The sequence below is a fragment of the Pseudalkalibacillus salsuginis genome, assembly GCF_021646685.1.
Classification (GTDB): domain Bacteria; phylum Bacillota; class Bacilli; order Bacillales; family Fictibacillaceae; genus Pseudalkalibacillus; species Pseudalkalibacillus salsuginis.
Map to the genome: position 1 here is coordinate 274,718 of NZ_JAKJHW010000001.1, position 23,556 is coordinate 298,273.

General features: G+C 41.7%; 22 protein-coding genes and 3 pseudogenes. 3 read left to right on the forward strand and 22 right to left on the reverse strand.

The genetic code is table 11. The features are described 5' to 3' along the window. Positions 1 to 75: 75 nt before the first annotated feature. The 5 genes from L1611_RS01445 to L1611_RS01465 form a co-directional block, all read right to left on the reverse strand. Positions 76 to 357 (reverse strand): YqhV family protein, encoded by a 282-nt coding sequence (locus L1611_RS01445; protein ID WP_236311267.1) that lies wholly within the window; start codon positions 355 to 357, stop codon positions 76 to 78. A 561-nt stretch (positions 358 to 918) separates the two neighbouring features. Then, the gene (gene efp / locus L1611_RS01450) at positions 919 to 1,476 is read right to left on the reverse strand and encodes an elongation factor P (protein WP_236311269.1); all 558 of its coding nucleotides are present in this window, start codon (positions 1,474 to 1,476) and stop codon (positions 919 to 921) included. A 17-nt stretch (positions 1,477 to 1,493) separates the two neighbouring features. After that, entirely contained in the window at positions 1,494 to 2,561 is a 1,068-nt protein-coding gene (locus tag L1611_RS01455) for a M24 family metallopeptidase (RefSeq protein WP_236311270.1), read from the reverse strand. Continuing rightward, on the reverse strand, positions 2,558 to 3,004 hold the full coding sequence (gene aroQ, locus L1611_RS01460) for a type II 3-dehydroquinate dehydratase (RefSeq protein WP_236312008.1): 447 nt from the start codon (positions 3,002 to 3,004) through the stop codon (positions 2,558 to 2,560). Before aroQ ends, L1611_RS01455 begins: the two co-directional genes overlap by 4 nt. A 92-nt stretch (positions 3,005 to 3,096) precedes the next feature. Continuing rightward, positions 3,097 to 3,627: a YqhR family membrane protein gene (locus L1611_RS01465; RefSeq protein WP_236311271.1), complete on the reverse strand. Its 531-nt coding sequence runs from the start codon at positions 3,625 to 3,627 to the stop codon at positions 3,097 to 3,099. 290 nt (positions 3,628 to 3,917) lie between these two features. Between L1611_RS01465 and L1611_RS01470 the strand changes: the two genes are divergently transcribed. Further along, entirely contained in the window at positions 3,918 to 4,877 is a 960-nt protein-coding gene (locus tag L1611_RS01470) for a DUF1385 domain-containing protein (RefSeq protein ID WP_236311272.1), read from the forward strand. A 19-nt stretch (positions 4,878 to 4,896) separates the two neighbouring features. Next, positions 4,897 to 5,292, forward strand: a complete 396-nt coding sequence (locus L1611_RS01475) for an SA1362 family protein (protein WP_236311273.1) — start codon at positions 4,897 to 4,899, stop codon at positions 5,290 to 5,292. Here L1611_RS01475 and L1611_RS01480 read toward each other — a convergent pair. The 15 genes and pseudogenes from L1611_RS01480 to L1611_RS01550 all read right to left on the reverse strand — a co-directional run bounded on the left by L1611_RS01480 (position 5,287) and on the right by L1611_RS01550 (position 20,357). After that, positions 5,287 to 6,219 (reverse strand): patatin-like phospholipase family protein, encoded by a 933-nt coding sequence (locus L1611_RS01480; protein ID WP_236311274.1) that lies wholly within the window; start codon positions 6,217 to 6,219, stop codon positions 5,287 to 5,289. The genes L1611_RS01475 and L1611_RS01480 overlap by 6 nt on opposite strands. A gap of 455 nt (positions 6,220 to 6,674) precedes the next feature. Continuing rightward, the gene (gene mntR, locus L1611_RS01485; protein ID WP_225063697.1) at positions 6,675 to 7,109 is read right to left on the reverse strand and encodes a transcriptional regulator MntR; all 435 of its coding nucleotides are present in this window, start codon (positions 7,107 to 7,109) and stop codon (positions 6,675 to 6,677) included. A 466-nt stretch (positions 7,110 to 7,575) separates the two neighbouring features. Beyond that, positions 7,576 to 8,697: pseudogene (locus L1611_RS01490) on the reverse strand (vitamin B12-dependent ribonucleotide reductase); the annotation flags it as partial. Between the two features lie 60 nt (positions 8,698 to 8,757). Then, a complete protein-coding gene (locus L1611_RS01495) occupies positions 8,758 to 9,165 on the reverse strand; it encodes a hypothetical protein (RefSeq protein ID WP_236311275.1) in 408 nt (135 codons plus the stop codon). 11 nt (positions 9,166 to 9,176) lie between these two features. Further along, positions 9,177 to 9,692, reverse strand: coding sequence for a PDDEXK family nuclease (locus tag L1611_RS01500; protein WP_236311276.1), 516 nt, complete (start codon positions 9,690 to 9,692; stop codon positions 9,177 to 9,179). A gap of 206 nt (positions 9,693 to 9,898) precedes the next feature. Continuing rightward, positions 9,899 to 10,519: pseudogene (locus L1611_RS01505) on the reverse strand (vitamin B12-dependent ribonucleotide reductase); the annotation flags it as partial. Between the two features lie 146 nt (positions 10,520 to 10,665). After that, positions 10,666 to 10,803, reverse strand: coding sequence for a hypothetical protein (locus L1611_RS01510; protein ID WP_236311277.1), 138 nt, complete (start codon positions 10,801 to 10,803; stop codon positions 10,666 to 10,668). A 444-nt stretch (positions 10,804 to 11,247) separates the two neighbouring features. Beyond that, positions 11,248 to 12,039 (reverse strand): annotated as a pseudogene (locus tag L1611_RS01515) (ribonucleotide reductase N-terminal alpha domain-containing protein); the annotation flags it as partial. Between the two features lie 372 nt (positions 12,040 to 12,411). Further along, positions 12,412 to 13,245 carry a lipoate--protein ligase family protein gene (locus L1611_RS01520; protein ID WP_236311279.1) on the reverse strand — a complete coding sequence of 278 codons (834 nt, stop codon included), beginning with the start codon at positions 13,243 to 13,245 and terminating at the stop codon, positions 12,412 to 12,414. A gap of 180 nt (positions 13,246 to 13,425) precedes the next feature. After that, positions 13,426 to 14,370, reverse strand: a complete 945-nt coding sequence (locus tag L1611_RS01525) for a sugar kinase (RefSeq protein WP_236311280.1) — start codon at positions 14,368 to 14,370, stop codon at positions 13,426 to 13,428. Between the two features lie 35 nt (positions 14,371 to 14,405). Then, a complete protein-coding gene (locus L1611_RS01530) occupies positions 14,406 to 15,440 on the reverse strand; it encodes an alpha/beta hydrolase family protein (RefSeq protein WP_236311282.1) in 1,035 nt (344 codons plus the stop codon). Positions 15,441 to 15,650: 210 nt separating this feature from the next. Next, positions 15,651 to 16,484, reverse strand: a complete 834-nt coding sequence (gene kduI, locus L1611_RS01535) for a 5-dehydro-4-deoxy-D-glucuronate isomerase (RefSeq protein WP_236311284.1) — start codon at positions 16,482 to 16,484, stop codon at positions 15,651 to 15,653. 21 nt (positions 16,485 to 16,505) lie between these two features. After that, the gene (gene kduD, locus L1611_RS01540) at positions 16,506 to 17,261 is read right to left on the reverse strand and encodes a 2-dehydro-3-deoxy-D-gluconate 5-dehydrogenase KduD (protein ID WP_236312009.1); all 756 of its coding nucleotides are present in this window, start codon (positions 17,259 to 17,261) and stop codon (positions 16,506 to 16,508) included. Positions 17,262 to 17,303: 42 nt separating this feature from the next. Then, positions 17,304 to 18,833, reverse strand: coding sequence for a tagaturonate reductase (locus L1611_RS01545; protein WP_236311285.1), 1,530 nt, complete (start codon positions 18,831 to 18,833; stop codon positions 17,304 to 17,306). 27 nt (positions 18,834 to 18,860) lie between these two features. Next, complete coding sequence (locus tag L1611_RS01550; protein WP_236311286.1) at positions 18,861 to 20,357, reverse strand: UxaA family hydrolase; 1,497 nt, start codon at positions 20,355 to 20,357, stop codon at positions 18,861 to 18,863. Between the two features lie 204 nt (positions 20,358 to 20,561). Between L1611_RS01550 and L1611_RS01555 the strand changes: the two genes are divergently transcribed. Further along, a complete protein-coding gene (locus L1611_RS01555; protein WP_236311287.1) occupies positions 20,562 to 21,545 on the forward strand; it encodes a LacI family DNA-binding transcriptional regulator in 984 nt (327 codons plus the stop codon). 30 nt (positions 21,546 to 21,575) lie between these two features. Here the strand turns inward: L1611_RS01555 and L1611_RS01560 are convergent, their stop codons facing one another. Further along, the gene (locus L1611_RS01560; RefSeq protein WP_236311288.1) at positions 21,576 to 22,205 is read right to left on the reverse strand and encodes a YesL family protein; all 630 of its coding nucleotides are present in this window, start codon (positions 22,203 to 22,205) and stop codon (positions 21,576 to 21,578) included. Between the two features lie 42 nt (positions 22,206 to 22,247). After that, positions 22,248 to 23,540 (reverse strand): Gfo/Idh/MocA family protein, encoded by a 1,293-nt coding sequence (locus L1611_RS01565; protein WP_236311289.1) that lies wholly within the window; start codon positions 23,538 to 23,540, stop codon positions 22,248 to 22,250. Positions 23,541 to 23,556 lie beyond the last annotated feature (16 nt).

Below are 23,556 nucleotides of genomic sequence, written 5' to 3' on the forward strand. Positions count from 1 at the left end.
CCATTTCTTTATATGGGCTTGTTCCCAATGTATGGCTGAACAAGCTTTTTTATGACACTGGTAAATGAAGAACACTCATTTCAAAACCCCTATTAAAATCATGAGCACACCGATCCCAATGAGAGCTAATTTACTGAATGAAAGATCCCCTGCGAGTCCCATCAGACCTAGCGCCATCGTAAAAATGAAGATCACAGGTCCCACAAAGGCCAAAGAAGCATTTATCAGGACCGCTTTCTGTATTGAATTGAAATAGATCATTAGGAAAACAGCAGTAAGTTCGAAGGTGGCAGACAATAGTCTCAAACCAGCCATATTAAGTACAGTAGGATCAAAATGATCAATGAGATACTTCATAACTTCCTCCACTTTTTGTACAACCTATGTTCTGAAATACAGAAGTAGACTAGTGAACTGGATCTTTTTATATGGGGAATTATAAGTTGTGGACATACGCAAAATTAATTCCTTGTTTTTAATGATCTTTAGAGGAATTTTTAAAATCATGTAACAGAATTATAAAATCGCACAAGAAAAGCGCAAACGCCCTGATCAACCACGAAGGTCACTGGAAGTCCGACGAGGAGGCTGTCGCCGCTGCAGTAGGACTGAAGTGATCCAAGTGGTTGGGCGTTAGAGCTAGACATCAAGAAAAGCGCAAACGCCCTGATCAACCACGAAGGTCACTGGAGGTCAAACGAGGAGGCTCGAACCAAACAAAGTTCGGTTCTGCGTGGGTAACTTTTTAAGTAGTACTCCAATGTGCCGGCCGCCACAGGAGGACTGAAGTGTTCCAAGTGGTCGGGCGGTGGAGCTAGACATCCTTCATCGGAACAAAATTGTTATACTTTCTTATCCTTTAAAAAAGGAAGACCCGAACCAAGATTGGTCCGGGTCTCCTTTTCGATATTATATAAATTATGCTCTAGACACATATTCTCCAGAACGGGTGTCGATGATAAGTACGTCTCCTTCGTTGATGAAAAAAGGAACTTGAACAGATAGTCCTGTTTGAAGAGTAGCAGGCTTCGTACCACCAGATGCCGTATCTCCTTTAATGCCAGGTTCAGTTTCTGTCACTTCAAGTTCTACCGTGTTCGGAAGTTCAACACCGATTGTCTCTCCTTGATACATTTGTACCTGTACTGTCATGTTTTCAAGAAGGTACTTCAGCTCTTCTTCAATTTGGTCCGTTTGAAGTTCAAGCTGTTCGTACGTTTCGTTATCCATGAACGTATGCACATCACCTGAGGAATAAAGATATTGCATACGTCGGTTGTCGATGTGTGCCTTCGCTACTTTCTCTCCACCACGGAAAGTTTTCTCCTGGATTGCCCCAGTACGTAGGTTGCGAAGTTTTGAACGTACGAAAGCAGCCCCTTTACCAGGTTTTACATGTTGGAAGTCAAGGACTGTCCAGATCCCTCCGTCTACCTCTATTGTTAATCCTGTTTTAAAATCGTTGACTGAAATCATATTGTTTCCTCCTGTTTTTACTCACCAATGATGAATAATTCTTTTGATGAGGTTGATAATTTTTCACAGCCTGTTTTCGTGATGACGACATCGTCCTCAATTCGGACACCGCCCAGCCCGGAAACATAGATGCCTGGTTCAACCGTTACCACCATGCCAGGCTCCAAAACTGTATCAACTTTAAAGGAAAGACCTGGACCTTCATGGACATCCAAACCGATTCCATGTCCTGTTGAATGGCCAAAATTTTCACCAAAACCTTTTTCCTTGATATAATCTCTTGTCAATGCATCTGCTTCTTTACCAGTCATTCCCGGTTTCAATCCTTCTAATCCTTTCAACTGGGCATCAAGGACAATTTGATGGATCTCCTTCATTTTTTCACTCGGTTCACCGACTGCAATGGTACGGGTAATATCTGAACAGTATCCTTTATAAAGCGCTCCGAAATCCAAAGTCACCATATCGCCTTTTTCAATAACCTTTTCAGTTGCCACACCGTGCGGTAGGGATGAACGTTCTCCAGATGCTACAATGATATCAAATGAAGATGAGGTTGCACCATTTTTCCTCATGAAAAATTCCAGCTCATTTGAAACGTCAATTTCTCGCATACCAGGTTTGATGAATGTCAAGATATGTTCAAATGTTTTGTCAGCAAGATCGGCTGCCTCTTTTAAAATCTGCAACTCCTCTTCATCTTTTATCAAACGGAGCTTTTCAATCATGCCTGAAACAGCAACGAGGCCGCTATAAACCTTATCACTATATGTCTGATGTGCCGCATATGTAAGGTGGTCTTGCTCGAATCCCAGTTTTGATATCCCCATTTTTTTCGCTTGTATGGCGACTTCATCAGGAATCAGAGCGGTATGTTTGACGATTTCGTAACCCTTCGCTTGCGTATTTGCTTGATCGATGTAACGGAAGTCCGTGATCAACTTCGCCTCTCGATCCGAAATGAGCACAACTCCCGAAGAACCTGTAAATTGGCTGATGTACCGACGATTGCTTGCACTTGTGATTAACATTCCGTCAATTCCATATTCATTGAACAATGCTCTTAAACGTTCAATTCGATTCAATATTCTTCCCCCTTTAAATAATGTAAAAGCCCTTTAAAAGCCAGTTCATACCCAATACTGCCAAAACCTGAGATCTGCCCGATCGTAACTTCTGAAATGACAGACGTATGTCTGAACGATTCACGTGCATATATATTGGATAAATGAACTTCTATTGAAGGAATGTCAATACTTGCAAGTGCGTCCCTGATTGCATAGCTGTAATGTGTGAATGCCCCCGCGTTGAGAATTAATCCAGTATACTTATCGCCAGCTTCATGGATCCAATCGATAAGATCACCTTCATGATTGGATTGACGAGCTTCAATGTCACATCCATTATCCTTGGCAGCAGATTCGAGCGAGGCCATGATCTGTTCCAACGTCTCCCGTCCGTAGATATCAGGTTCCCTTTTACCTAACCGATTCAGGTTTGGACCGTTCAACACCATGATTTTCATTATGTACTTCTCCCCTTTTATTTATAGGAGTGCATATACAAAAAAACAGAATGTTCCATGGAACATTCTATCACAGGTCATTGTTTTTGAATAGTTCAATGCCCTTCCTGCCGCGCTTTGGTCAGCTCATCATACTCGAATGATATCGAGAAACCGATAAACAATCCATATAACACATACAAACATAAAGTGGTTGTCACTGTATTCGTCCCTAATTCCTGAATCGGCTCTAAAGCTGGAAAAATCGGCCGTAATAAGTAAAAGACGATACCCCAGAGTATAATTCCATAAATTACCCCCGTAATCATATGCTTGAACTTGGCAAGCAGGATTTTATACGCCATCGCCACTAACATGGATAAAAAGGCGATAATGAAAATCCCGATCCAATTCCCTAATGCTTGATCTTTCCAATCTGCAACTACCCAGGGGGTTAAAACCAGGGCAGGCTTTATTTTCGTAAAGTTCAATAGATACAATAGATAACCAATTAGACTCCAGAATAACCCACCTATGAATCCGATGGTTAAAACCCTTCCAGTAAAGGAAACTTGTTTTTCCGTTTGATTCTGTTCTAAAGGCTCTCTGTGATCAGTTTCTTCCTGACCATTACGTTCAGACTTCATTTTTGCACCTCCAAAATTACCCTTCAGTCTCACCATGATGAAAATCAATTGAAAAAATCCAGTTTAAATGTGTTAAATAAATGGAAAAGGGAACATATATACTAAAGTCCACCTACTTATATAAAAATTTTTCCAGCGGGCTCTCACTGATAATATGTTCCATTTACCAGTAAGTTATAAGCCTGGAGGATTGAAAATTGAATAACATGGAGTCCACACATATAGCGGTTTTACAGACTATCATGTAGAATAGAGTTAGAATGGTAATGCATAGATAGGTTGGTGGATGTATGTCTAAACATAAAACTCCAGCATATGGCGGCCAGGCCGTAATGGAAGGTGTCATGTTCGCTGGAAAACATACTTACGTAACAGCAATTCGGAGGAAAGACGACTCAATCGAGTACTTCGAAGTTAAAAAGAAGCATCGCCCCGTTCTTAACTCTCTAAAAAAAATACCATTGATCAGAGGGTTTGTGGCAATCATTGAAGCTAGCGCGAACGGTGTGAAGCATTTGAATTTCTCTACAGATCGATACGATGTGGCACCAGAGGATGATGAGCAGGTCCTGGCAGAAAATAAACCTTCCAAATTGACTTTGATTCTTGGAACAGCATTGATCGGTGTCCTCTCATTCCTTTTCGGTAAATTTTTGTTCACTTTGCTCCCTGCTATTGCGGCTGAAGCATTTCGACCGATACCTATATTTTCAGGGCATGTCGGACAGAATATTATTGAAGGTTTTCTTAAATTGATCTTATTGCTTTCTTATTTATATTTCATATCAATGGCACCATTAGTTAAAAGGGTATTCCAATATCATGGTGCTGAACATAAAGTAATAAACGCATATGAAAACAAATTGCCTTTGACAGTCGAAAATGTGCAAGCGCAATCGAGATTACACTATCGATGCGGCAGCAGTTTCATATTGTTCACCGTCGCTATCGGGGTCTTTATCTATTTATTTGTACCATCAGAACCATTATGGCTGCGGTTGATTTCCAGAGTGTCACTGATCCCTATTGTATTAGGCGTTTCTTATGAAGTGCTGCAAGGTACAAATAAATTGAGAAACATCCCTGTACTACGTTACATTGGTTACCCTGGCCTATGGCTCCAGCTATTGACTACTAAGGAACCGACTGATAAACAGACCGAGGTAGCCATCGCATCATTCAATGAGATGCTTGAACGTGATGGACGTTATGAAAAAGCGGCCACCGGAAAGACTGCTGAAGTCGTTTAATTTTTTAAGGAGGTGAGTCATGTTGTTTCGAAAGTTCAACGTATTGGTCATGTTGATACTTGGTCTTGCAGCATTTGGCTTTGTGATAACCTTAATCACCAATCCGATGTACCTTGTACGAATGGTGCTGATTGCCGCTGCAGTCGGTGGAATCTTATACTTCTTGTATAAACGATTTCTTTTAAAGCGATTTGGTGGCGGTGGCGGTAAAGATGTCAATAAATACAAGCAGGCGGCTCGCTATTCTGCACAGAAATATCAGAATCAACCAGGGAAATCAATCAAAAAACCGTCGAAGGTAAAGCCAAGTCCAAAGACAAAATCCTCCTTATCGAAAATGAAGAAACGAACAAATGATCATAACTTCAAAGTAATAGAAGGTAAAAAAGGGAAGAAAAAAAATCGAGCACTATAAGATGCTCGATTTTTTTGTTGAAAGACTTGTTTTAGGCCGGTAATGGCGCCAATTCCTTAAAAACTTCTCTGTACTGTCTATCCCGAAATCAGTCAATTCATCAATCACTTTTGAAGAGAGGTCAAAATTAATCATTGAAATTTGTTTTACAGGGATAAAAACGATATCAGCACTGTGGGCTGTCGAAATGTGCCTAGCATCATGGGCATCCATCATCGTATCGAACAGCCCATGGAATAAAGAAATTGCATTCTTGACATTATTCGGTTTTTGCTCGTACTGTGAAGGCTTTAGCTGAAAGCCGAGTGTCGGCCGCGTGATCTCCGTTTTCCCATTCTGGAATAACCAAATCGGAAAATTACTTAATACTCCACCATCCACGATGATGTTCTTTTTACCCGTTGCGTCATACAATTTCATCGGATCGAAAAAATAAGGGATACTCGCACTCATCCTGACAGCTTTTGAAATTTTGAAGCGTTCCGGCAAAATGCCATATCGTTTTAAATCATCCGGTAAAATGATAAGACGCCCATTCGTAATATCAGAAGCGATGATTTTCAGGGAGCCTTCAGGAAGATCACCGAAAGTTTTTATTCTCTTGGCAGCAAGTACCTCATCCACCCACTGCTCCAACCGCCTCCCCTTATAGAGACCTAATTTCCAGTACAACATTAGCCATTTCATGAAAGGAAAAGCTATAGACAGCCTTCTTGGATCAAGAAATTCTCTAATATCCACTTCATGGAGTAACGACTTGATTTCATCTGCTTTATAACCTGCTGCCACTACCGCTGCGAAAATAGCCCCAGCACTCGTTCCGGCTGTTCTGTTAAATGTGATACCTTTCCGCTCCGCAGCTTTCAAGGCTCCAATAAATGCGATCGCTCTTACACCACCACCTGAGAATACGCCATCTACATCCATCGTTTCACCCCTCTCCATTTTATATATGACTGAATAGAGGAGAGAATTCATCCATCCAGCATCGAAGAAGTAAGGTTGAATCTAAAAAATGGTTGCTAATTGAATGCTGATAAGGAAATGAAAACTGGAAAAAGATGAGATTTTGCAAAAAAAACCAGCTAAGCGGGCTTGCCGAATAAGGCTAATTTAAGGAAGTGATGTCTAGCTCCAACGTCCAACCTGGATCACTTCAGTCCTCCTGTGGCGGTCGACACATTGATTTAGTTCGAAGTGTTTACCCACGCAGAAACGAACTTTGTTTGGTTCGAGCCTCCTTGTCGGACTTCCAGTGAACTTCGTGACTATGTGGGTTGCTTCCGCTTTTTTTCGCCCGCAGAAAGCGATTATCATTTCAAATTGTAAAACAACCATCTATACGAAAACAGCCAAAAATAAAAAACAACCACAACACAAGGTCATGATTGTTCCTGTTCTTCTTCATTTTTACGTTGAATTTCCCGTAGCCCATCAATCCGGGACGTATCTTCATCGAAATATTGTACCAAATCCCCTATGCGGTCAATCGCATTCCAGCTCAAATGATGTTCAATTCCTTCAACATCTTCGTAAATGTTTTCTTGATCCACTCCGATGACTTTCAGGAAATCTTCCAAAAGTTCATGTCGATATACAAGACGTTTTCCAAGTTTCTTACCATTCGGTGTCAGTACGAACCCACGATATTTTTCATAAACGACATATTTGCCTTTATCAAGTTTCTGTACCATTTTCGTAACCGATGATGGGTGAACTTCCAGTGCTTCTGCAATATCTGAAACCCTTGCGTATCCTTTTTCATCAATCAATTGGTATATACGTTCAATATAATCCTCCATACTTGGAGTTGGCATGTTCTTCCCCTCCAATACCGCTGATTTTGTAGGTTATACAAAATCAAAGCATACTAAAAGGATACAATAATAACAGGTAAGTGACAAGCGTTCTTGGCGATCGTCTCTTTCAATTCTTGGGCCTCAACCTTTTGATAGACGTATTTGCCACGGCCCCATTTGCTCAGTTTACGGGGTTAAAGGATATGTTTCGAGGTATTTGAATTTAAGTGTTCTCAGGGAAATTTTGGAGTTGTCGAGATAATGGCGGAGTTGTTGGGATAATTCAGGTGTTGTTGGGATATTTTTTTACTTGTCGGGTTTTGGGGCTCAGTTGTTGAAATAATAGTATACTAAGGTTATGAATAGACGTAAATATGCCTAAAATTAAAGACCTTGAGTTTAAACATATGGGTTTAAAGCTTAAAAATCTTATATAAAATACAAAAGGACGAACCGATCATCAAACTCGGCTCGTCCACTTTACTTAGATTCCGCACTTTAATTGAGCATTACAGTTTGTACATGTATTACATCCGCCGATTTCTTTTACTTTCCCTTTACGGCAGACTGGACATGTGTTTCCTACTTCATTTCCAATCGTGACATCTGTTGAGCGAAGATCAGAGATCGTATCCACAAGTACGACTTTCTTCTTCTCTTCCGTCTTTGTTGCAACAGAATCATCATTGAACGTATTTTCTTCGGCTTTTAGTGTCAGTACCTGTGAATCACGGCTACCATCCACGTATACTGTTCCGCCTTTTGCTCCACCGTTATATAAACGTTCATAAACGGCTTGTACTTGCTCTACTGCATACCCTTTCGGCGCATTGACGGTTTTACTGATGGAACTGTCGATCCAGTTTTGGATGACACATTGCGTATCTGCATGTGCTTCCGGCTTTAGATCCATTGCTGATACGAACCAATCCGGCAAGTTTTCTGCATCGGCTTCCGGATTACGTGACAAGTATTCGTTCACGATATCTGCCTTCACCTCAATGAACTTACCAAGACGTCCGCTTCTGAAATAAGAGAACGAGAAGTAAGGCTCTAATCCTGTACTTACTCCGACCATCGTTCCTGTGGATCCAGTTGGTGCAACAGTCAACAAGTGTGAATTACGAATGCCATGTTCCAAAATACCCTCGCGGATATCTTCAGGCATCTTCTTCATATACCCTGTGTTGATGAAGGCTTGCCGTAATTCTCTCGTTTCTTCATCTGTCTTACCAACTAAAAATGGAAAACTTCCTTTTTCTTTTGCCAGTTCAATCGACTCACGATAAGCAGTTGTCGCCATCGTTTCAAAAATTTCATCAATCAGTTTGTTTCCTTCTTCTGATCCGTACACCGTTTCACAATAGATAAGGAGATCGTGAAGGCCCATTACACCTAATCCGACACGACGCTCTCCAAGAGCTTGTTCACGGTTCTTTTCTAAGAAATATGGGGTAGCGTCGATCACATTATCCTGCATCCGGACACCCGTTTTAACTGTTTGCTTCAACTTGTCAAAATCAACACGTTTATTATCTTTGTCTGCAACGTTAGCCAGGTTTACGGCAGCCAAATTACAGACAGAATATGGTGCGAGTGGTTGTTCCAATTTTGTTATCCTACCGGCTTTTTATCCGATAGTTCTTACAGTTTCATTCCTGTAAGTTCAGCATAACTTTTCATCACAAATACCTTTCATAAACCTAAGAAGTTCTTTTCTCCCAAGATCTTCGCCTAAGACAGCCTTAGAAATCACTCTAATGTCTTTTATTCCATACTGTCTCTCGATATCATCTGTTAATGGTCTGATAGTGGTTTTAATCTTATTATAAGGAGTTCCTAGAACAAGTTCTTTATTATCCTTCGCCCATTGTATGATGTATTCTTTAATCTTCTTGTGTACCTGTTTTCGTTTATTAACACTAGAGTTAGTAGCAAGTTTTATTGCTACTTTCCCTGAACAGGTACGGCCACAAAATTTCTTATGAGAAGTTATGATAACATCAAAAGGTCTTCCACATTCTAAACAGGTTTTCATTTCCCTAGGCTTTTTAAACTTACCCTTTTGTACCAATCCTGTTTTTCTTAGACCTTCATCATCCTTTGTTTCCCAATGCTATTAGAAGCCCATAATTTCTTTGTATGGTCGCCAATTACTCTTTTGGTTCTTTCATTATGCTTCAAATTATAATGTCCGTTTAGTTTCCCAAAAGCAGCTTTATTAACAGTAGTATCTTTCGACTTTATCCATTCTGTTAAAACAGAGGTTAATGAAAACGGCAACTTTTTATATAGGTCTAATAGCTCCTCATACGAAATTAGTTTGCATTCTATTGAATACAGTTCTTTAATAGAGTATAGGGCTTTTCTTGCTTTTTTCTTTTCTTGTTCGTTCCTTGATTTGATTTCCACTATCTTTGTAACTTCACCATTTTTATCATAGAAGAAAAAGTCTGGTTTATATAGCCTATAACCAATGTCATAAACTTCGTCTTCATAGCTCCATTGAATTGAATGATGTTCAAGAGATTTAGCATATGCATATTCATAGGAACTTCTTAGATAGTGTCCTTTGTAAAAACCTGCATACCCTCTATTCATGAGCATACTCCTCTAATTCAATTTTGCTAGGAAGCTTTTTATTTGTGATGTTGCGGCCTCGTGGGCAGATTATATTCTCTTTCGAGGTTCACTGCCTATGCGTTGCCCCTGACTAAGTCATTACACTTAGCCTTCGGTTCGGATTACCATCTCAGGCTTCCCGCTTCATTCCGCAATTTTTTACGTGAGGCAAATCAAGCTACTCTACCACACGGATTCGTTGCTACTACTTTCTGTCCATATGCTTTTGCATTGGTCATGTCGTTGGCATTGTCGATAAAGAAGATTCCTGGTTCTGCCGAGTAAGTTGCACAGATATTGATCAGGTTCCAAAGCTCTCTCGCTTTGATCCGTTTATAGACTCGAATGCCGTACCCTTCAGCTTCCCATTCTCGTACATCTCCGTATTCGTGCCATGTGTTGTTGTACTCGAGCATTTCTTCAAATGTGTAATTCTCCACATCTGGGAATCGAAGTTCGTACTCTGTATCATTTTCAACAGCTTCCATGAATTCTTTGGTTACGCATACCGAAATGTTCGCACCGGTCAAAAATTCTGAGTTATGAACACTGTACGTACCACCGGTTTGAAGCTTTTCTTCAGCTTCTTTAATAGCTTTTTCGGTAAAACCTCCGTGTCCAGGGATGGCTTTATAGTTCACAATGCTTTGATACATATCTCGTTCTGTTTCAGTCAACGGTGTAAATTTAAGTTTGTCCAACGCTAACTGCTTGATTGTTTCATCTTCTGTATTTTCAACAAGGAACCTAAGGATTCTAGGGTTTTGCATTTTCGAAATGATGAATTCGATAATGTCTGGATGCCACGTTTATACCGTCCTTTTCAGGATACTTGAACTCTGCCAATGCAGACGGTCTAGACTATATCATCACCCTCAGCATCATCTGTTAGGGGCCGGGCACTTCGAAGATCTTTTAGATCCCCTACTCTACTTCCTTGACAATTAAATTGTCAGGGTTCGATAGTCGTTGAACCTTCACCTGAATAGGTGCTTGGCTGCTGATTATCCAATCCAATCAATTTTCTGCATTCACGCTCACCGTTCCCGGTCACGTTGTAGCTTGAATGGCTCTCAGGACTTTTCAGCAATTCACCCGATTTCCTAGTCACTCATTGTCTGAATGACGCGGACTAGTAACCTAATCCGCCAACATGATCATTTGTGCTCCACGCAATTTGTTACTCCTCAATACGGAGGGGCCAGGTCATTTCTGCCTGACTCTCATGCTTTCACATGAGTTCGGACTATATCATCAAGGATGTTTTTCTCATACCTTGTCCCGCGCCTCAAAAGCACGTTTACCGTACTATTGATTTACTTGCACCATAAATCGTTAGAAAATTAGGTGCTTTCAATAGTCTCTGAACGTTCATCTCAGTTTCCTAAGACGCTTCGCTGCTGATTGCCCATTGTTTTATCCTTGAAATTTTTACGCTTTCACGTTCGCTGTTGCCAGCCGCGTTGTAGCTTTCAAGGCTTTAGGGTGTTCCAGCAATTCACGAGATTTTAATCCCGCCGTTTGGAGCTGGTTAACGGGATCCACCTTGCTCAACAAGGTGTGTAAGCTTAGCAATATCATCGAGCCACGACACCGATCCGGATGACTTTCCGTTTACGCCTTTTGCAAGTGTGTTCCTCGGTCTGAGCGTCGATCCGTTCGTTCCGACTCCACCACCCCGGCTCATGATTTCCATCACTTGCTTCCGGTGGTCTGAAATTCCTTCTCTTGAATCTTGGACGAATGGCATGACATAACAGTTGAAGTACGTTACGTCTGTAGCTGCGCCTGCACCGTATAGGACACGGCCCGCAGGAACAAAGTTCAAATTCACAAGTTCATGGTAGAACTTTTTGTATGATTCTTGTTTCTTTTCTTCTGTCTTTTCTACGGAAGCAAGTCCTGTCGCATTTCGTTTCGCGATCTGCTCATAATAGATTTCTAATGGTTTATCGATCGTATCAAGAGATCTTTTTACGATTCCTGTCTCCACTTCACCCGGCTTTTCGAGCACGCCGCGGTAATTTTCATCCACCTTTACCTCTGCCATTTTCTGTTCACGGTCTATGGAAACGATGAATCCTAACCCTCTCGCAGGAAACTTCGGATCATCTTTGACAGTCAAGATGACAAAATCTCCTTCACGCAATGTCCGTTTCTCAGTATCCTTGAACGAATACCGGTCCAACATCACCAATCTTGATACCCCTTTGTGAGTGGTATGCATGTCCGGTGTGATCGGATGCACCTGCTCGAATTTAGCAATGTCTTCATTCAACCGTTCAATGTTGATTTGATGTCGTTGCTCCCCTGTTACAATCGCCATCCAGGATCCTCCTTTTGATATGTTTTTTAATTTCTATTCTTTTAAGTAGTTTAATTTCAGGTTACCCAAATGATAGCATAGTAAAACCCAAAACATCAATATATAGTATATATTATTTTAAAATAATACAATATATTGTGTCGCATAGAACAAATCAAGTTAATCTTGTCAAAAGCAAAAACATACAAAAAATGTAGAATATCGGTGAAAAGTGCGCAATACACCCCCAAGACATTCAAAAAAGAGAAATTTGCCATGTTGCAGGAAAGAGTCTTTTTTGATTCTCAGATGAGCATTGAACTTTGCAGATATCCTTCTTTTTTCTCCAGAAAAAAATTTAAAAACTGCGACCGTTTTGGCCACAGTTTTGAGTTAACGTCTAAAAGTCCACTCATCATTCGCATAACGTCTTTTAATAATTTCATCAATATATTGATTTTGTTCTTCAGTTAATTCCAACGGTATAAATTCAATATCAAGGCCTTCTTCAAATCCATTCTTAAAAGCCTTCTTGGATTCCTCGATGGTCACCCTTTCTGTACGGAGATCATTAATCGCTACAGCTTTCTTACTGAACGCTTTTTGCATCCGTTCTCTTACTCTGTCATTTGCGAATTTGAAGCAATCGAAGAGTTTGTCTTCATCGATATCAAGTAATATCGATCCATGCTGTAAAATGACACCCTTTTGTCTTGTTTGCGCACTTCCGGCTACTTTCCTTCCTTCAACCACGAGTTCATACCATGATGGCGCATCAAAGCAAACCGCTGAACGAGGGTTTTTCAGCCCAGCCTTTTCTTCCTCTGTTTTGGGAACCGCAAAGTAAGCATCTAATCCCAGGTTACGGAAACCGCCTAAAATCCCTTCAGATATGACCCGATATGCTTCCGTTACTGATTGAGGCATTTTAGCATGCTCTTCTGAAACGATGACACTATAAGTCAATTCCTTATCGTGAAGTACAGCTCTTCCCCCGGTTGGCCGGCGGACGAATCCATATCCATGTTTTTTCACTGCATCAAGATTGATTTCCTTCTCTGCTTTTTGAAAATAGCCGACTGATAGCGTAGCAGGATTCCATTCATAGAACCGGACTATTGGATGGATTTCTCCTTTGCTATGCCAGTCCAGAAGGGCTTCATCCAATGCCATATTATAAGCTGGAGAGCATGCACCAGAATCAATGAAATTCCATTTTTCCTTCATCTTTATGTACGCCTCTTTCCGTAAACCATCCTATACTACCGTTCATAGTTTAACAGAAATACATAAGGGCATCCAGTCTGAAAAATTGTCAAAAAAATGACTGAAATCACTATGGGTTTTCAGCCATTTAGACCATACCGTTGGAAGTTTATAGTTGCAAACATACTTAAGTTCAAAGTCCTATCTCAATATCTCAGACTGTGCACCATTGGGATCAACTTGTTTCCAGAATGGATAACCTTCTGTATCTCCAGGTACCGTTAATGCAAAAGCTCCGACCCTATTTCCGAGCTTGACTGCTTCTTGAGGGGTCCATCCCCTGATTAAGCCGGATAAGAAACCAGCTGCAAATCCATCACCGGCCCCTGCTGTGTCGACAACTTTTTCAACCTTATAACCCGGTATATGGAGACGCTCATTTTCGGTGGCGTAAAAGGCTCCCTCCTGCCCTAATTTGATTATGACGATTTCAGGACCTGACCTCAATAGAATGGAAGCCATTTTTTCAGGGTCCGATTCACCTGTCAAAAGTTCCCCTTCCTCGATTCCAGGTAATAAAATATCCACCTTTTCGATTATTTCCGATAATACCGGTTTTGCTTCGGCTTTTGACCAGAGTTTCAACCTGACATTCGGATCAAAAATAACTTTCTGAGCGTTGAGTCTAGCGATTTCTATTGCATGAAAAACCGTTTCCTTACAAGAACTGCTCAGAGCTGGTGTGATTCCTGTAAGATGCAGGTATTTCGCCTCCTTTATGTACCCTGGGTCCAAGTCTTCTGGTGTCATCGTGCTTGCTGCTGAGTTCTTTCTATAATAATAGATTTTAGGATCTTGATTCGGCACTAGCTCCTTGAAGAAAACTGCTGTAGGAGCATGATCATCAAATAAGACGCGGGAAGTATCAACCCCTTCTCCTCTAATGAAATTTCTCACATATACTCCAAATTCGTCATTCCCCAGTTTGCTGATCCAACCTGTCTGGTGACCGAGACGAGACAGCGCAATCGCAACATTTGTTTCTGCACCACCGATCGTCTTGCGAAATCCGCCGGCAAAACGTAAAGGTCCTTCCATATCTGGAGTAAAAAGCACCATGCTTTCTCCTAAAGTAACAACATCCATCTTCTTCTCCCCCTTTCGAGAATATTCATTTCAATTCACATCAATCTTTCTTTCATCCAGTCGAATGCAAATCTACCATCTACTTCGTGAGCCCCATCGTGGAAATGAAATGAAAATCTTTCAGCCTTCCTGTTTCCAAGCAGCCGATCATACTCTCCTGCAATAGTCAGGATCGCTTCGGTTGCACTTTGAACAGGGAAAATCAGATCATTTTTTCCTGACTCTATGAATAGAGCCCTTGGTGCAATTAAGCTTACTATTTGAGGCAGTTCAGCATAGTTTAAAATACCCGGAAGATAATTATCCACACAATGTTGGATAGGTAGGATGCTTCCTTCGTAGGTATTGCCGCAGCTGCATAAAACAGTCGCTTTTACACGCAGATCAATAGCGGATGTATATCCTGCAATAAGCCCACCGCCCGAAAACCCGATAGCACCCATCCTGTCCGAGTCTACATCTTCAAATCCACTCATGAGATCCATTGTTCTTATGGCTTCTTCAACCCTCAATCCAGTAAGAGTTCTTCCAGTCATTAAAAGGATTGAAGCCATCGTCTCACAAGACTTAACCTTCAATGACTTTCTATCCCTCGCGAGCAAACGTGACCCCATACCAATGATCTCTGGAGCAAACACCTTCAACCCTTTTTTAACCAAATGTACAGCAAACTGTTGAGGCGTAGGATCCTTTGAAGGTAAATCATTCTCCTTCTGAGCAATGCCAACGATTTCCTTATGGCCGCCGACACCATGACCATGTAACGCTAATACAGCTGGATATTTACCTGATTGCTTTCGGGGAGTCAGAACATACATCGATGTATACAATCCTGATAAAGTTTCGAATACAGCCCGTTCACGGATATAGTCGGCAAATTCGTTTTTTTCGGTAATTTCTAAAGCACCTACATGAGGACCGTCATTGGCGAAATCGGAAAAATCTCCAAGCACCTCTTTCAAAGCATCCTTGATCAAAAGTCTTTGTTCAGATGGATCATGGCATTCTGGCCTTTTATCAACGGAAGCCTGTATAACAGATTGGAAAAAATGATCTGGAGAAAGGTTCATCTTCTTTTCTGTCCTTTCATAACCTAGGGTTCTTAGAAAAGCGGAAGCGCACTGATCAACCATGCAGGTCACTGGAAGTCCGACGAGGAGGCTGTGGCCGCCACAGTAGGACTGAAGTGATCCAAGTGGCTGGGCGTTGGAGCTAGACATCCTTTATCAAAGCAAAATTTCTTCCTTAAAAGAATCCGAAATACTTTCAATTCCCGACATCTACCTTATTTCTTCCATAGTTACCCCTTCCATATCGGTAAACGTATAGTTTTCACCCGCCATTGCCCAAATGAAAGTATAATTGTTTGTACCGACACCAGAATGGATCGACCACGGTGGAGATAAAACGACTTGCTCATTCTTGACGACAATATGTCTCGTCTCTTCAGGTTTCCCCATGAAATGGAATACTCGGGAGTCCTCATCCATATCAAAATACAAATAGGCTTCCATACGGCGATCATGAAGATGTGGGGGCATCGTATTCCACATGTTATTCGGCTGGAGAAGCGTCATTCCCATCATCAACTGGCAGCTTTTGATCCCATTTGCATGGATATACTGATAGATCGTACGGTTGTTCGACTCGCTGTCGGACCCTAAATGGTTCGGAGTAGCTTCGGAGATCGCCAGTTTTTGAGTCGGGTAATTTTTATGGGCTGTCGCGGAAACGATATAAAAACGGGCCGGCTTTGCTGCGTCCAAGGATTCGAATGTCACCTTTTCATTTCCGAGTCCCACATAAAGACAGTCTCTTTTATTCAATTCATGGATTTCCCCGTTGACTGTCACCCTTCCGACACCTTCTGAAATATTGATGATGCCGGCTTCTCTGCGTTCAAGGAAGTAATCGGTCTTCAACAGGTCCTCCACTTCAAGCTTCAGTGGATTTACTGTAGGGATCGCACCACCAGTGATCAATCTGTCATAATGTGAATAGACGAAATTGATTTTTCCTTCAACGAAGAGATTCTCCACCAGAAATTCTTTTCTGATCCTTTCAGTGTCATATTGCTTGATATCTGTAGGGTTTGTAGCGTATCTGATGTCCATTTTCAATTTCTCCTTTCTGAATTACGAGCTCATCCATCCACCATCTACACAAAGTATATGTCCATTTACATAATCGGAAGCACTTGATGCCAGGTAAATGACCGCCCCTTTCAAATCCTCTGGAGTCCCCCATCTTCCTTGAGGAATCCGTGAAGTGATGTAAGCATTCCTTGCTTTGTCTTCTCTGATCGGTGCGGTATTATCAGTCGCCATATAGCCAGGGGCGATCGCATTGACATTGATTCCTTTTCCTGACCATTCATTTGCAAATGATTTTGTTAATCCGGCTATTGCGTGTTTACTTGCTGTATAAGCTGGTACTTTCAACCCCCCTTGAAAACTTAGCATCGAGGCGATATTGATGATTTTTCCTCCACCGTTTTCGAGCATATGCTTCCCGATTTCCCTGCTCAACTGGAACACGGCATGTTGATTGATATCGATTACCTTGAACCAATCTTCATCTGAAAAATCCTCCAAATCTGAACGACGGATAATTCCAGCATTATTGACCAAAACGTCAACATGCCCATTGATTTTTATCGCCTCAGCAGCTAATTCTGCTGCAGCAACTTTCGCTGATAGATCCTTCAAGATTTGATGGAATTTCCCTCCTGCTTCTTCTACTTTGCTTTTGGTTTCGTCTAAATTCCTGGTCCCTACACCGATCACTTCGGCTCCTGCTTCAGCGAGTCCGAGCGCCATGCCTTGTCCTAAACCCCGACTTGCTCCTGTGACAAGTGCTGTTTTACCTTCTAATGAGAATAAGGATTTCATCGTGTACAAAGAATACCTCCTTCAAGTGATATACAGGGCAGATCAGCCCAATGGAGCTTTATTCCGCAGCATACCTTCAATAGTGGTTTGCATACCTTCATGAAGGATCTGATCCATATATGCTGCAATCGTTTCATTCAAATTACTGATTTCATTTAAATTTTCATCCCAAATCGATTCATTTTCAAAAAGGGATTGCACAAATTCAAAAATGGTTGTTTTCCCAGTGCCATAAAGTTTCCATTGTCGGACCAAATCTTCAGCGACCAATTCACTTTCCCGCATCGTATATTCAATCTCATTACGTCGACCGATCAATCCCTTTCTTTCACGCCGTACCGGCTTGTAATAGACCAATAAAGCAGCTAAGGAAAGGGCAATTGCTTGGGGTATTTCACCATTTTGTTGAACATATCTTTTCAGACTAGGTAACAGTCTTGACTTGAATTTATTGATAGAGTTCATTGCAATATCGGTCAAATAATGCTTGTTATATGGATTCAGGAAACGTTCCTTAACAGATTCGCAGAATTCTTTTTTTTCTTCCATACTCATTGGTACCGTAGGGATGATCTCTTCAAATCCTTTTTCAACGAACTTTCCCAGCACCTGATCCTCCATGACTTCCAATACTGTGTCTGCTCCATATAGAAATCCTGTCGCCGCCATTAACGTATGAGGACCGTTCAGAAGCCTGACCTTCATTTCACGATGCTGTTGGATCCCTCCCCATTTTATGTTCAACCCGGCCTGATCAAAGGGGAGTTTTTCTTTTACTTGCTCATTGGCATCGATTACAAACATATGATAGGGTTCTCCGACTGTCAGCATCTGATCCTCATAACCTAGTTGACTATGGAATTCCACTATCGAATCCCTTGGATAGCCTGTAACGATCCGATCTACAAGGGTATCACAAAAGGTGTTACACTCCTTAACCCATTTTGAAAATTCAGCAGGGAGGTCCCAATCATTCGCATATTCAAGTACTAGGTTTTTCAGTTTTTGACCATTATCTTCAATTAATTCACAGGGGATGATAATCAGACCGGCATCTGAAATCCTTGAAAACTTTTCAAACCTATGGAATAACAGTGCCGTTAGCTTACCTGGATAGGATAAAGGTGCTTTGTCTTTCGTATACGATTCCCGTGAATAGGTGATTCCCGCTTCTGTCGTATTGGAAAAAATGAACTCCAAATCCTTTGATTCAGCCACCTCGATGACTTTCCCCCACTCCTCATAAGGATTGATCCCTCTTGAAATGACAGAAATGATTTCACTATCATTGACAATTCTGCCATCCTGAACGCCCTTCAAAACAACGGTATAAAGGCAATCTTGATTGATCAGTTTAGGCAGGACTTTACCATGCGGGGTCGGTTGGACGGCCACGACCGATCCATTGAATAACCCTTGTTTGTTCATCTGGTGGATCATCCAATCGACAAATGCACGAAGGAAATTTCCTTCCCCGATCTGCAAAACCTTTTCTGGGAACTTCTTTGGTTCGAAGTATTTAACTTGCGCTGAAAAATCCGCTCCAGATAGAGACTTGTCCAATCTTTTCATCCATACACCTCCTCGAAGTTGTAACGATTATAGAATGACACCATCTTTAAAAATAGAAATCTCTTTGAAACCATGTTTTTCATTGTTCGTCCTTTGCTTGCCTGAAGCTAGTTCGATGATATACTCAAAAAACTCGTCCGTAAGCTCTTCCTTATCCTTGCCTCCTAGAAGCTCACCTGCATCGAAATCGATCCAGTTTTTCTTTTTGTGAGCTAAAGCTGAGTTCGTCGAAATCTTTACTGTCGGTACCGGCCCTCCAAACGGAGTGCCTCTCCCTGTCGTGAATAATACGATATGGGCACCTGCTGCAGCCAACGCTGTTACAGATACCAGATCATTGCCAGGTCCCTGAAGGAGGTTAAGTCCACCGGATTTCATCCTGCCTCCATAAGGCAGAACATCGATGATTTCACCGAATCCTCCTTTTTGGACATTTCCAAGCGACTTTTCCTCAAGTGTTGTAATCCCGCCTTTCTTATTTCCAGGCGATGGGTTTTCATAGACATTCTGTCCGTGCTTTATGAAATAGGTTTTAAAATCATTCACAAGGTCAACGATCTTCTGGAAGATGGTTTCGTCCTTCGCCCGCTCCATCAGAATCGCCTCTGCACCGAACATCTCCGGCACCTCGGTCAGCACTGTTGATCCCCCCTTGGAAATCAACTTATCTGAAAATGCACCGACCAAGGGATTTCCAGTGATTCCTGAAAAACCATCGGATCCCCCGCATTTCAGCCCAACCTTCAGCTTAGAAATAGGCACAGGTTCCCGCTTGTACGTCTTCACCTGTAGGACAAGCTCTTCTATGAGGGATAACGAATCTTCAATTTCATCTTCAGTTTGTTGTACCTCCAGGAATTTCACTCGATTTTCGTCATAGTCTCCAATAACCTTTTTGAATTCTTCAATATAATTGTTTTCACACCCTAGCCCCATAACGAGAACGCCTGCTGCATTTGGATGATGGACAAGATTGCTCAATATTTTCTGTGTATTGTGGAGATCATCACCAAGTTGTGAACACCCGAATAGATGAGGGTAGTGGAACACGCCATCAAGATTTTCATCTTGATGCTGTTCATTGGCCATCTTCGCAACTATTTCGGCTGTTTTATTAATGCAACCGACTGTGTTGATGATCCATATTTCATTACGGATACCGACATCACCATTAGGGCGGACGTATCCAAGGAAGGTTCTGTCAGAATCTGGTTTTCCGATCACTTTATCCTTCGTTGGCTTATAGATATATTCTAGTGTCCCATCCAAATTGGTCACCACATTATGTGTATGGACCCATTCCCCCTGCGTGATCTTCCTTTTTGCCCGACCAATCGGGTATCCGAACTTGAGAACGTTTTCATTTTCGCCGATCGTCCATCTTGCTATTTTATGTCCAGCCGGAACATCTTCTTTTATCTTTATTGATTCGCCTTCTACTGCAATAATGTCACCCGCATTGAAATCCTCCAGCACGACTAGTACATTATCCCGCTGATTAATCACGATATTTGAAGATTTCACTTAAAGCCCCCTCGAAATCATCTTGAAATATAATAACAACGTTGTTATTATTGTATTGCCACTATTTTCAATTGTCAATTAATAAAACGTTATAGCAGGTTTCCACTGTTTTGTTAAAATATCCGAGAAAAAGTATAATGATATCAAAGCCAATGCTTTTTTCCTTTCTATACTGGATTGGAAATAATTAATCCGGAGGTAATCATGGGAGTCACGATCAAAGATATTGCCAAATATGCTGGTGTCAGCTATTCGACTGTCTCAAAAGCTTTGCGTGACAGTCCGTTGGTGAAAGAGCCGACAAAAAAAAGGATCATCCAAATTGCGAACCAGTTAGGATACCAACCGAATGTAGCCGCTCGGAGCTTAGTTTCTAAGAAATCATTTACGATCGGTATCGTTTGGCCGACCATTGAACGTGCTGCACATTCAGCATTGATCACAAGTATCAATAAACGGCTTGAGGAATATGGATATACCACCCTGATTTCAATCAACGAAATGAAAACAGCCATCGATATATTCAATCGATATAGGGTTGATGCCATCCTGGTTTTCGATGACGGGCCTGAACGATACTCCTCACCATCCTCCGTCCCGATCGTCACTTATGGTATTGCTGAAGACCCGTTATATCCTACAGTTGATGTAAATCGAAAAAAAGCGATTTTTTATGCTGTGGATTATCTTTGCCGGCTCGGTCATATGAAGATCTGCTATATCGGCGATCTTAAAAAGAGGGACCATCTCCAAAAAGAAAAAGTTGAAGGATTTAAACAAGCTGTGCTTGATTGTAAACTCGAAACTTTCTCAGGACAATTGATCCCAGTCAATGGTTTAGAACAATATGACGGATATGTCGCTGCAAAAGATCTATTACGAAGCGAAGTGATACCATCTGCAATCGTTAGCGGGAGTCACGATTTGACGAGAGGAATCCTTCAGGCGATTCATGAATCTGAGTTATTGGTTCCGGAAGACATATCGATTATCAGCTATGATAATATCCCTGAAATGAATAACCTGGTCATCCCTTTTTCAACTGTAGGAGTGCCCCTGGAAACCATTACTGAAAAATTGACAGAAGTCCTTATGGATACGATCAACAATAAAGAAAAAGAAATGAGCCAGGTGATTTATCTGGAACCCGAACTTCATATTTCACAATCATGCCGTCCTATCAACTAGGAAAAGCCTTCTTTTGGTGATTTTTTATGTCTATGTCATATCAACACTTACCTCTTCAATACTCTCAAAACATTTGAATGCAAGCCACATATTCAAGTGAGCGAAGATCGTAAAGCCGAAAATCGGTATGAAACCGGGAAAAGAAATGAAAAAGTAATAAGTCGATAGGACGCAAACAAGCATAAGAATCAAGTTTCCGGGACGTAAGAACCCGATCATCAAAGCCTGCTTGAAGTATTGGAACAATTTGAGATCATAGTGGACATATACGGGCAGGATATACATCAACAGGATGATATAGACCAGTCCTAGTATCATCATGAAATAATCCATCACCGTATAGATGCCGCCTTCGAACTGACGGAAAAAATGCATGTCGAAATACCATAGTAATCCAAAGACAGTCAATACTCCGGCTAAGCCATTCGCCCGGAAGAATTCCTTCCGAAAGATACACCAAAAAAGCCTCACCACATGAATCTCCCCTTCCCCTTCGACAGCTTTACGGGAAATTGCATACATGGCAACTGTGCTCGGGGCAATTCCGAAAATGACACCCCCCAGCAAAGTGCAGCCGATCCACATAAGATTCAATACCGCAAAATGTGTGACCCATTTGCAAAAGTTCATGACCCCATTAAGTAAACGTCCCATTTCCATTCAATACACTCCTTAATAATGATGACCGACTGTTTGGGTCCCTCAGCTTTCCACTGGATACTGAGAAATCAACTCTTTGATTTTAACTGGACGGTTTTCTTTTACGGACTTCCAAACCGCTTCACCCGTCGTTACTGCATAAGCGCCATCTTCACTTCCTGAAAGTATCCGATATCCTCGGCGTGGGTCTTCACCCAGAAAGATATCTTCCAGGATCACAGGATCACCACCTCCATGGCCTCCTTCTCTTTTGACAATCTGGATCGTTTCTTTTGAGCCGAAAAGAGGAAAGTAATCGATCGTCTGCTCCGGAATGGGAAACGGTACCCTTGTAGGAGCATGGAATTCTGTCGTTTCCAGCCTTCCCTTTGTTCCATTGATTGCGAGGCGATAGCCTTCATAAGGTAAAGAGAAGTTGATCGAATAGCTTAGCAAAGCACCTTCATCGTATCTGACCGTTGCAGTATAGGTGTCTTCGATATCAATTTCAGAATCGAAGACACATTGGTCTGGACGGTAACCTGTATAGGTTTCTTTCCTGTTTTCGTCGGAACTGATATGGTCATCCTTGACGATCATGCTGTTGCTCCGTGAATTCCACCTTGAATAGTAGGCGCATTCGTGTTTCACCTCACAGGTTTTACAGTATCGGCCATCCTCTACTGAAGGATTATGCTCACTGAACGGACCATAATAGTTCAGGGCACCGAAGGCAAAGACCTCGACAGGCTTTTGATCGAGCCACCAATTGACCAGATCGAAATGGTGAGAACTTTTGTGTATCGAAAGTCCACCTGAATACTCCCTTTTTCGGTTCCAGCGCTGGAAATAGCTGGAACCGTGATACGTATCAATATACCAATTCAAATCAACAGATGTGATCCTGCCAACCTTCCCATTGAGGATAAGCTCTTTGATTTTCGTGTGATATGGACTATAGCGGTAGTTGAACGTCACTGTTACAGTCCCTTTGCTTTTCGCTTCAGCATCCATAACTACTTTGCTGTCTGCTGCAGTCGTCGTCATCGGTTTCTCCGTAATTACATCCAAATCGTGTTCAAGTGCTTGGACGATATACTTGACATGGGTGTCATCCCTGCTTGCCACAATAACGACATCAGGCTTGGTTTCCTTAACCATAACCTCGAAATCCTCTTCCCCAAATTCTTTTACATGATTGATCGACCCCACTTCCATCTTGCAGACTTTAAATCGTTTCGGATCGCTGTCTAGCAGTGCAACCAGTTCATTAGTGGAAGCAAATGTCTCTACCATCGGTTTGATGAACATGCCGATCGCACGCTTACTTACACCGCATACCGCTATTTTCCTCATTTCCACAACTCCAGTT

Excerpts from the sequence above, each read along its gene's own strand:
- L1611_RS01445 (WP_236311267.1), bottom strand. The coding sequence starts at position 357 with ATGAAGTATCTCATTGATCATTTTGATCCTACTGTACTTAATATGGCT.
- efp (WP_236311269.1), bottom strand. The coding sequence starts at position 1,476 with ATGATTTCAGTCAACGATTTTAAAACAGGATTAACAATAGAGGTAGAC.
- L1611_RS01465 (WP_236311271.1), bottom strand. The coding sequence starts at position 3,627 with ATGAAGTCTGAACGTAATGGTCAGGAAGAAACTGATCACAGAGAGCCT.
- L1611_RS01470 (WP_236311272.1), top strand. The coding sequence starts at position 3,918 with ATGTCTAAACATAAAACTCCAGCATATGGCGGCCAGGCCGTAATGGAA.
- L1611_RS01475 (WP_236311273.1), top strand. The coding sequence starts at position 4,897 with ATGTTGTTTCGAAAGTTCAACGTATTGGTCATGTTGATACTTGGTCTT.
- L1611_RS01480 (WP_236311274.1), bottom strand. The coding sequence starts at position 6,219 with ATGGATGTAGATGGCGTATTCTCAGGTGGTGGTGTAAGAGCGATCGCA.
- mntR (WP_225063697.1), bottom strand. The coding sequence starts at position 7,109 with ATGCCAACTCCAAGTATGGAGGATTATATTGAACGTATATACCAATTG.
- L1611_RS01500 (WP_236311276.1), bottom strand. The coding sequence starts at position 9,692 with ATGAATAGAGGGTATGCAGGTTTTTACAAAGGACACTATCTAAGAAGT.
- L1611_RS01520 (WP_236311279.1), bottom strand. The coding sequence starts at position 13,245 with ATGAAGGAAAAATGGAATTTCATTGATTCTGGTGCATGCTCTCCAGCT.
- L1611_RS01525 (WP_236311280.1), bottom strand. The coding sequence starts at position 14,370 with ATGGATGTTGTTACTTTAGGAGAAAGCATGGTGCTTTTTACTCCAGAT.
- L1611_RS01530 (WP_236311282.1), bottom strand. The coding sequence starts at position 15,440 with ATGAACCTTTCTCCAGATCATTTTTTCCAATCTGTTATACAGGCTTCC.
- kduI (WP_236311284.1), bottom strand. The coding sequence starts at position 16,484 with ATGGACATCAGATACGCTACAAACCCTACAGATATCAAGCAATATGAC.
- kduD (WP_236312009.1), bottom strand. The coding sequence starts at position 17,261 with ATGAAATCCTTATTCTCATTAGAAGGTAAAACAGCACTTGTCACAGGA.
- L1611_RS01545 (WP_236311285.1), bottom strand. The coding sequence starts at position 18,833 with ATGAAAAGATTGGACAAGTCTCTATCTGGAGCGGATTTTTCAGCGCAA.
- L1611_RS01555 (WP_236311287.1), top strand. The coding sequence starts at position 20,562 with ATGGGAGTCACGATCAAAGATATTGCCAAATATGCTGGTGTCAGCTAT.
- L1611_RS01560 (WP_236311288.1), bottom strand. The coding sequence starts at position 22,205 with ATGGAAATGGGACGTTTACTTAATGGGGTCATGAACTTTTGCAAATGG.
- L1611_RS01565 (WP_236311289.1), bottom strand. The coding sequence starts at position 23,540 with ATGAGGAAAATAGCGGTATGCGGTGTAAGTAAGCGTGCGATCGGCATG.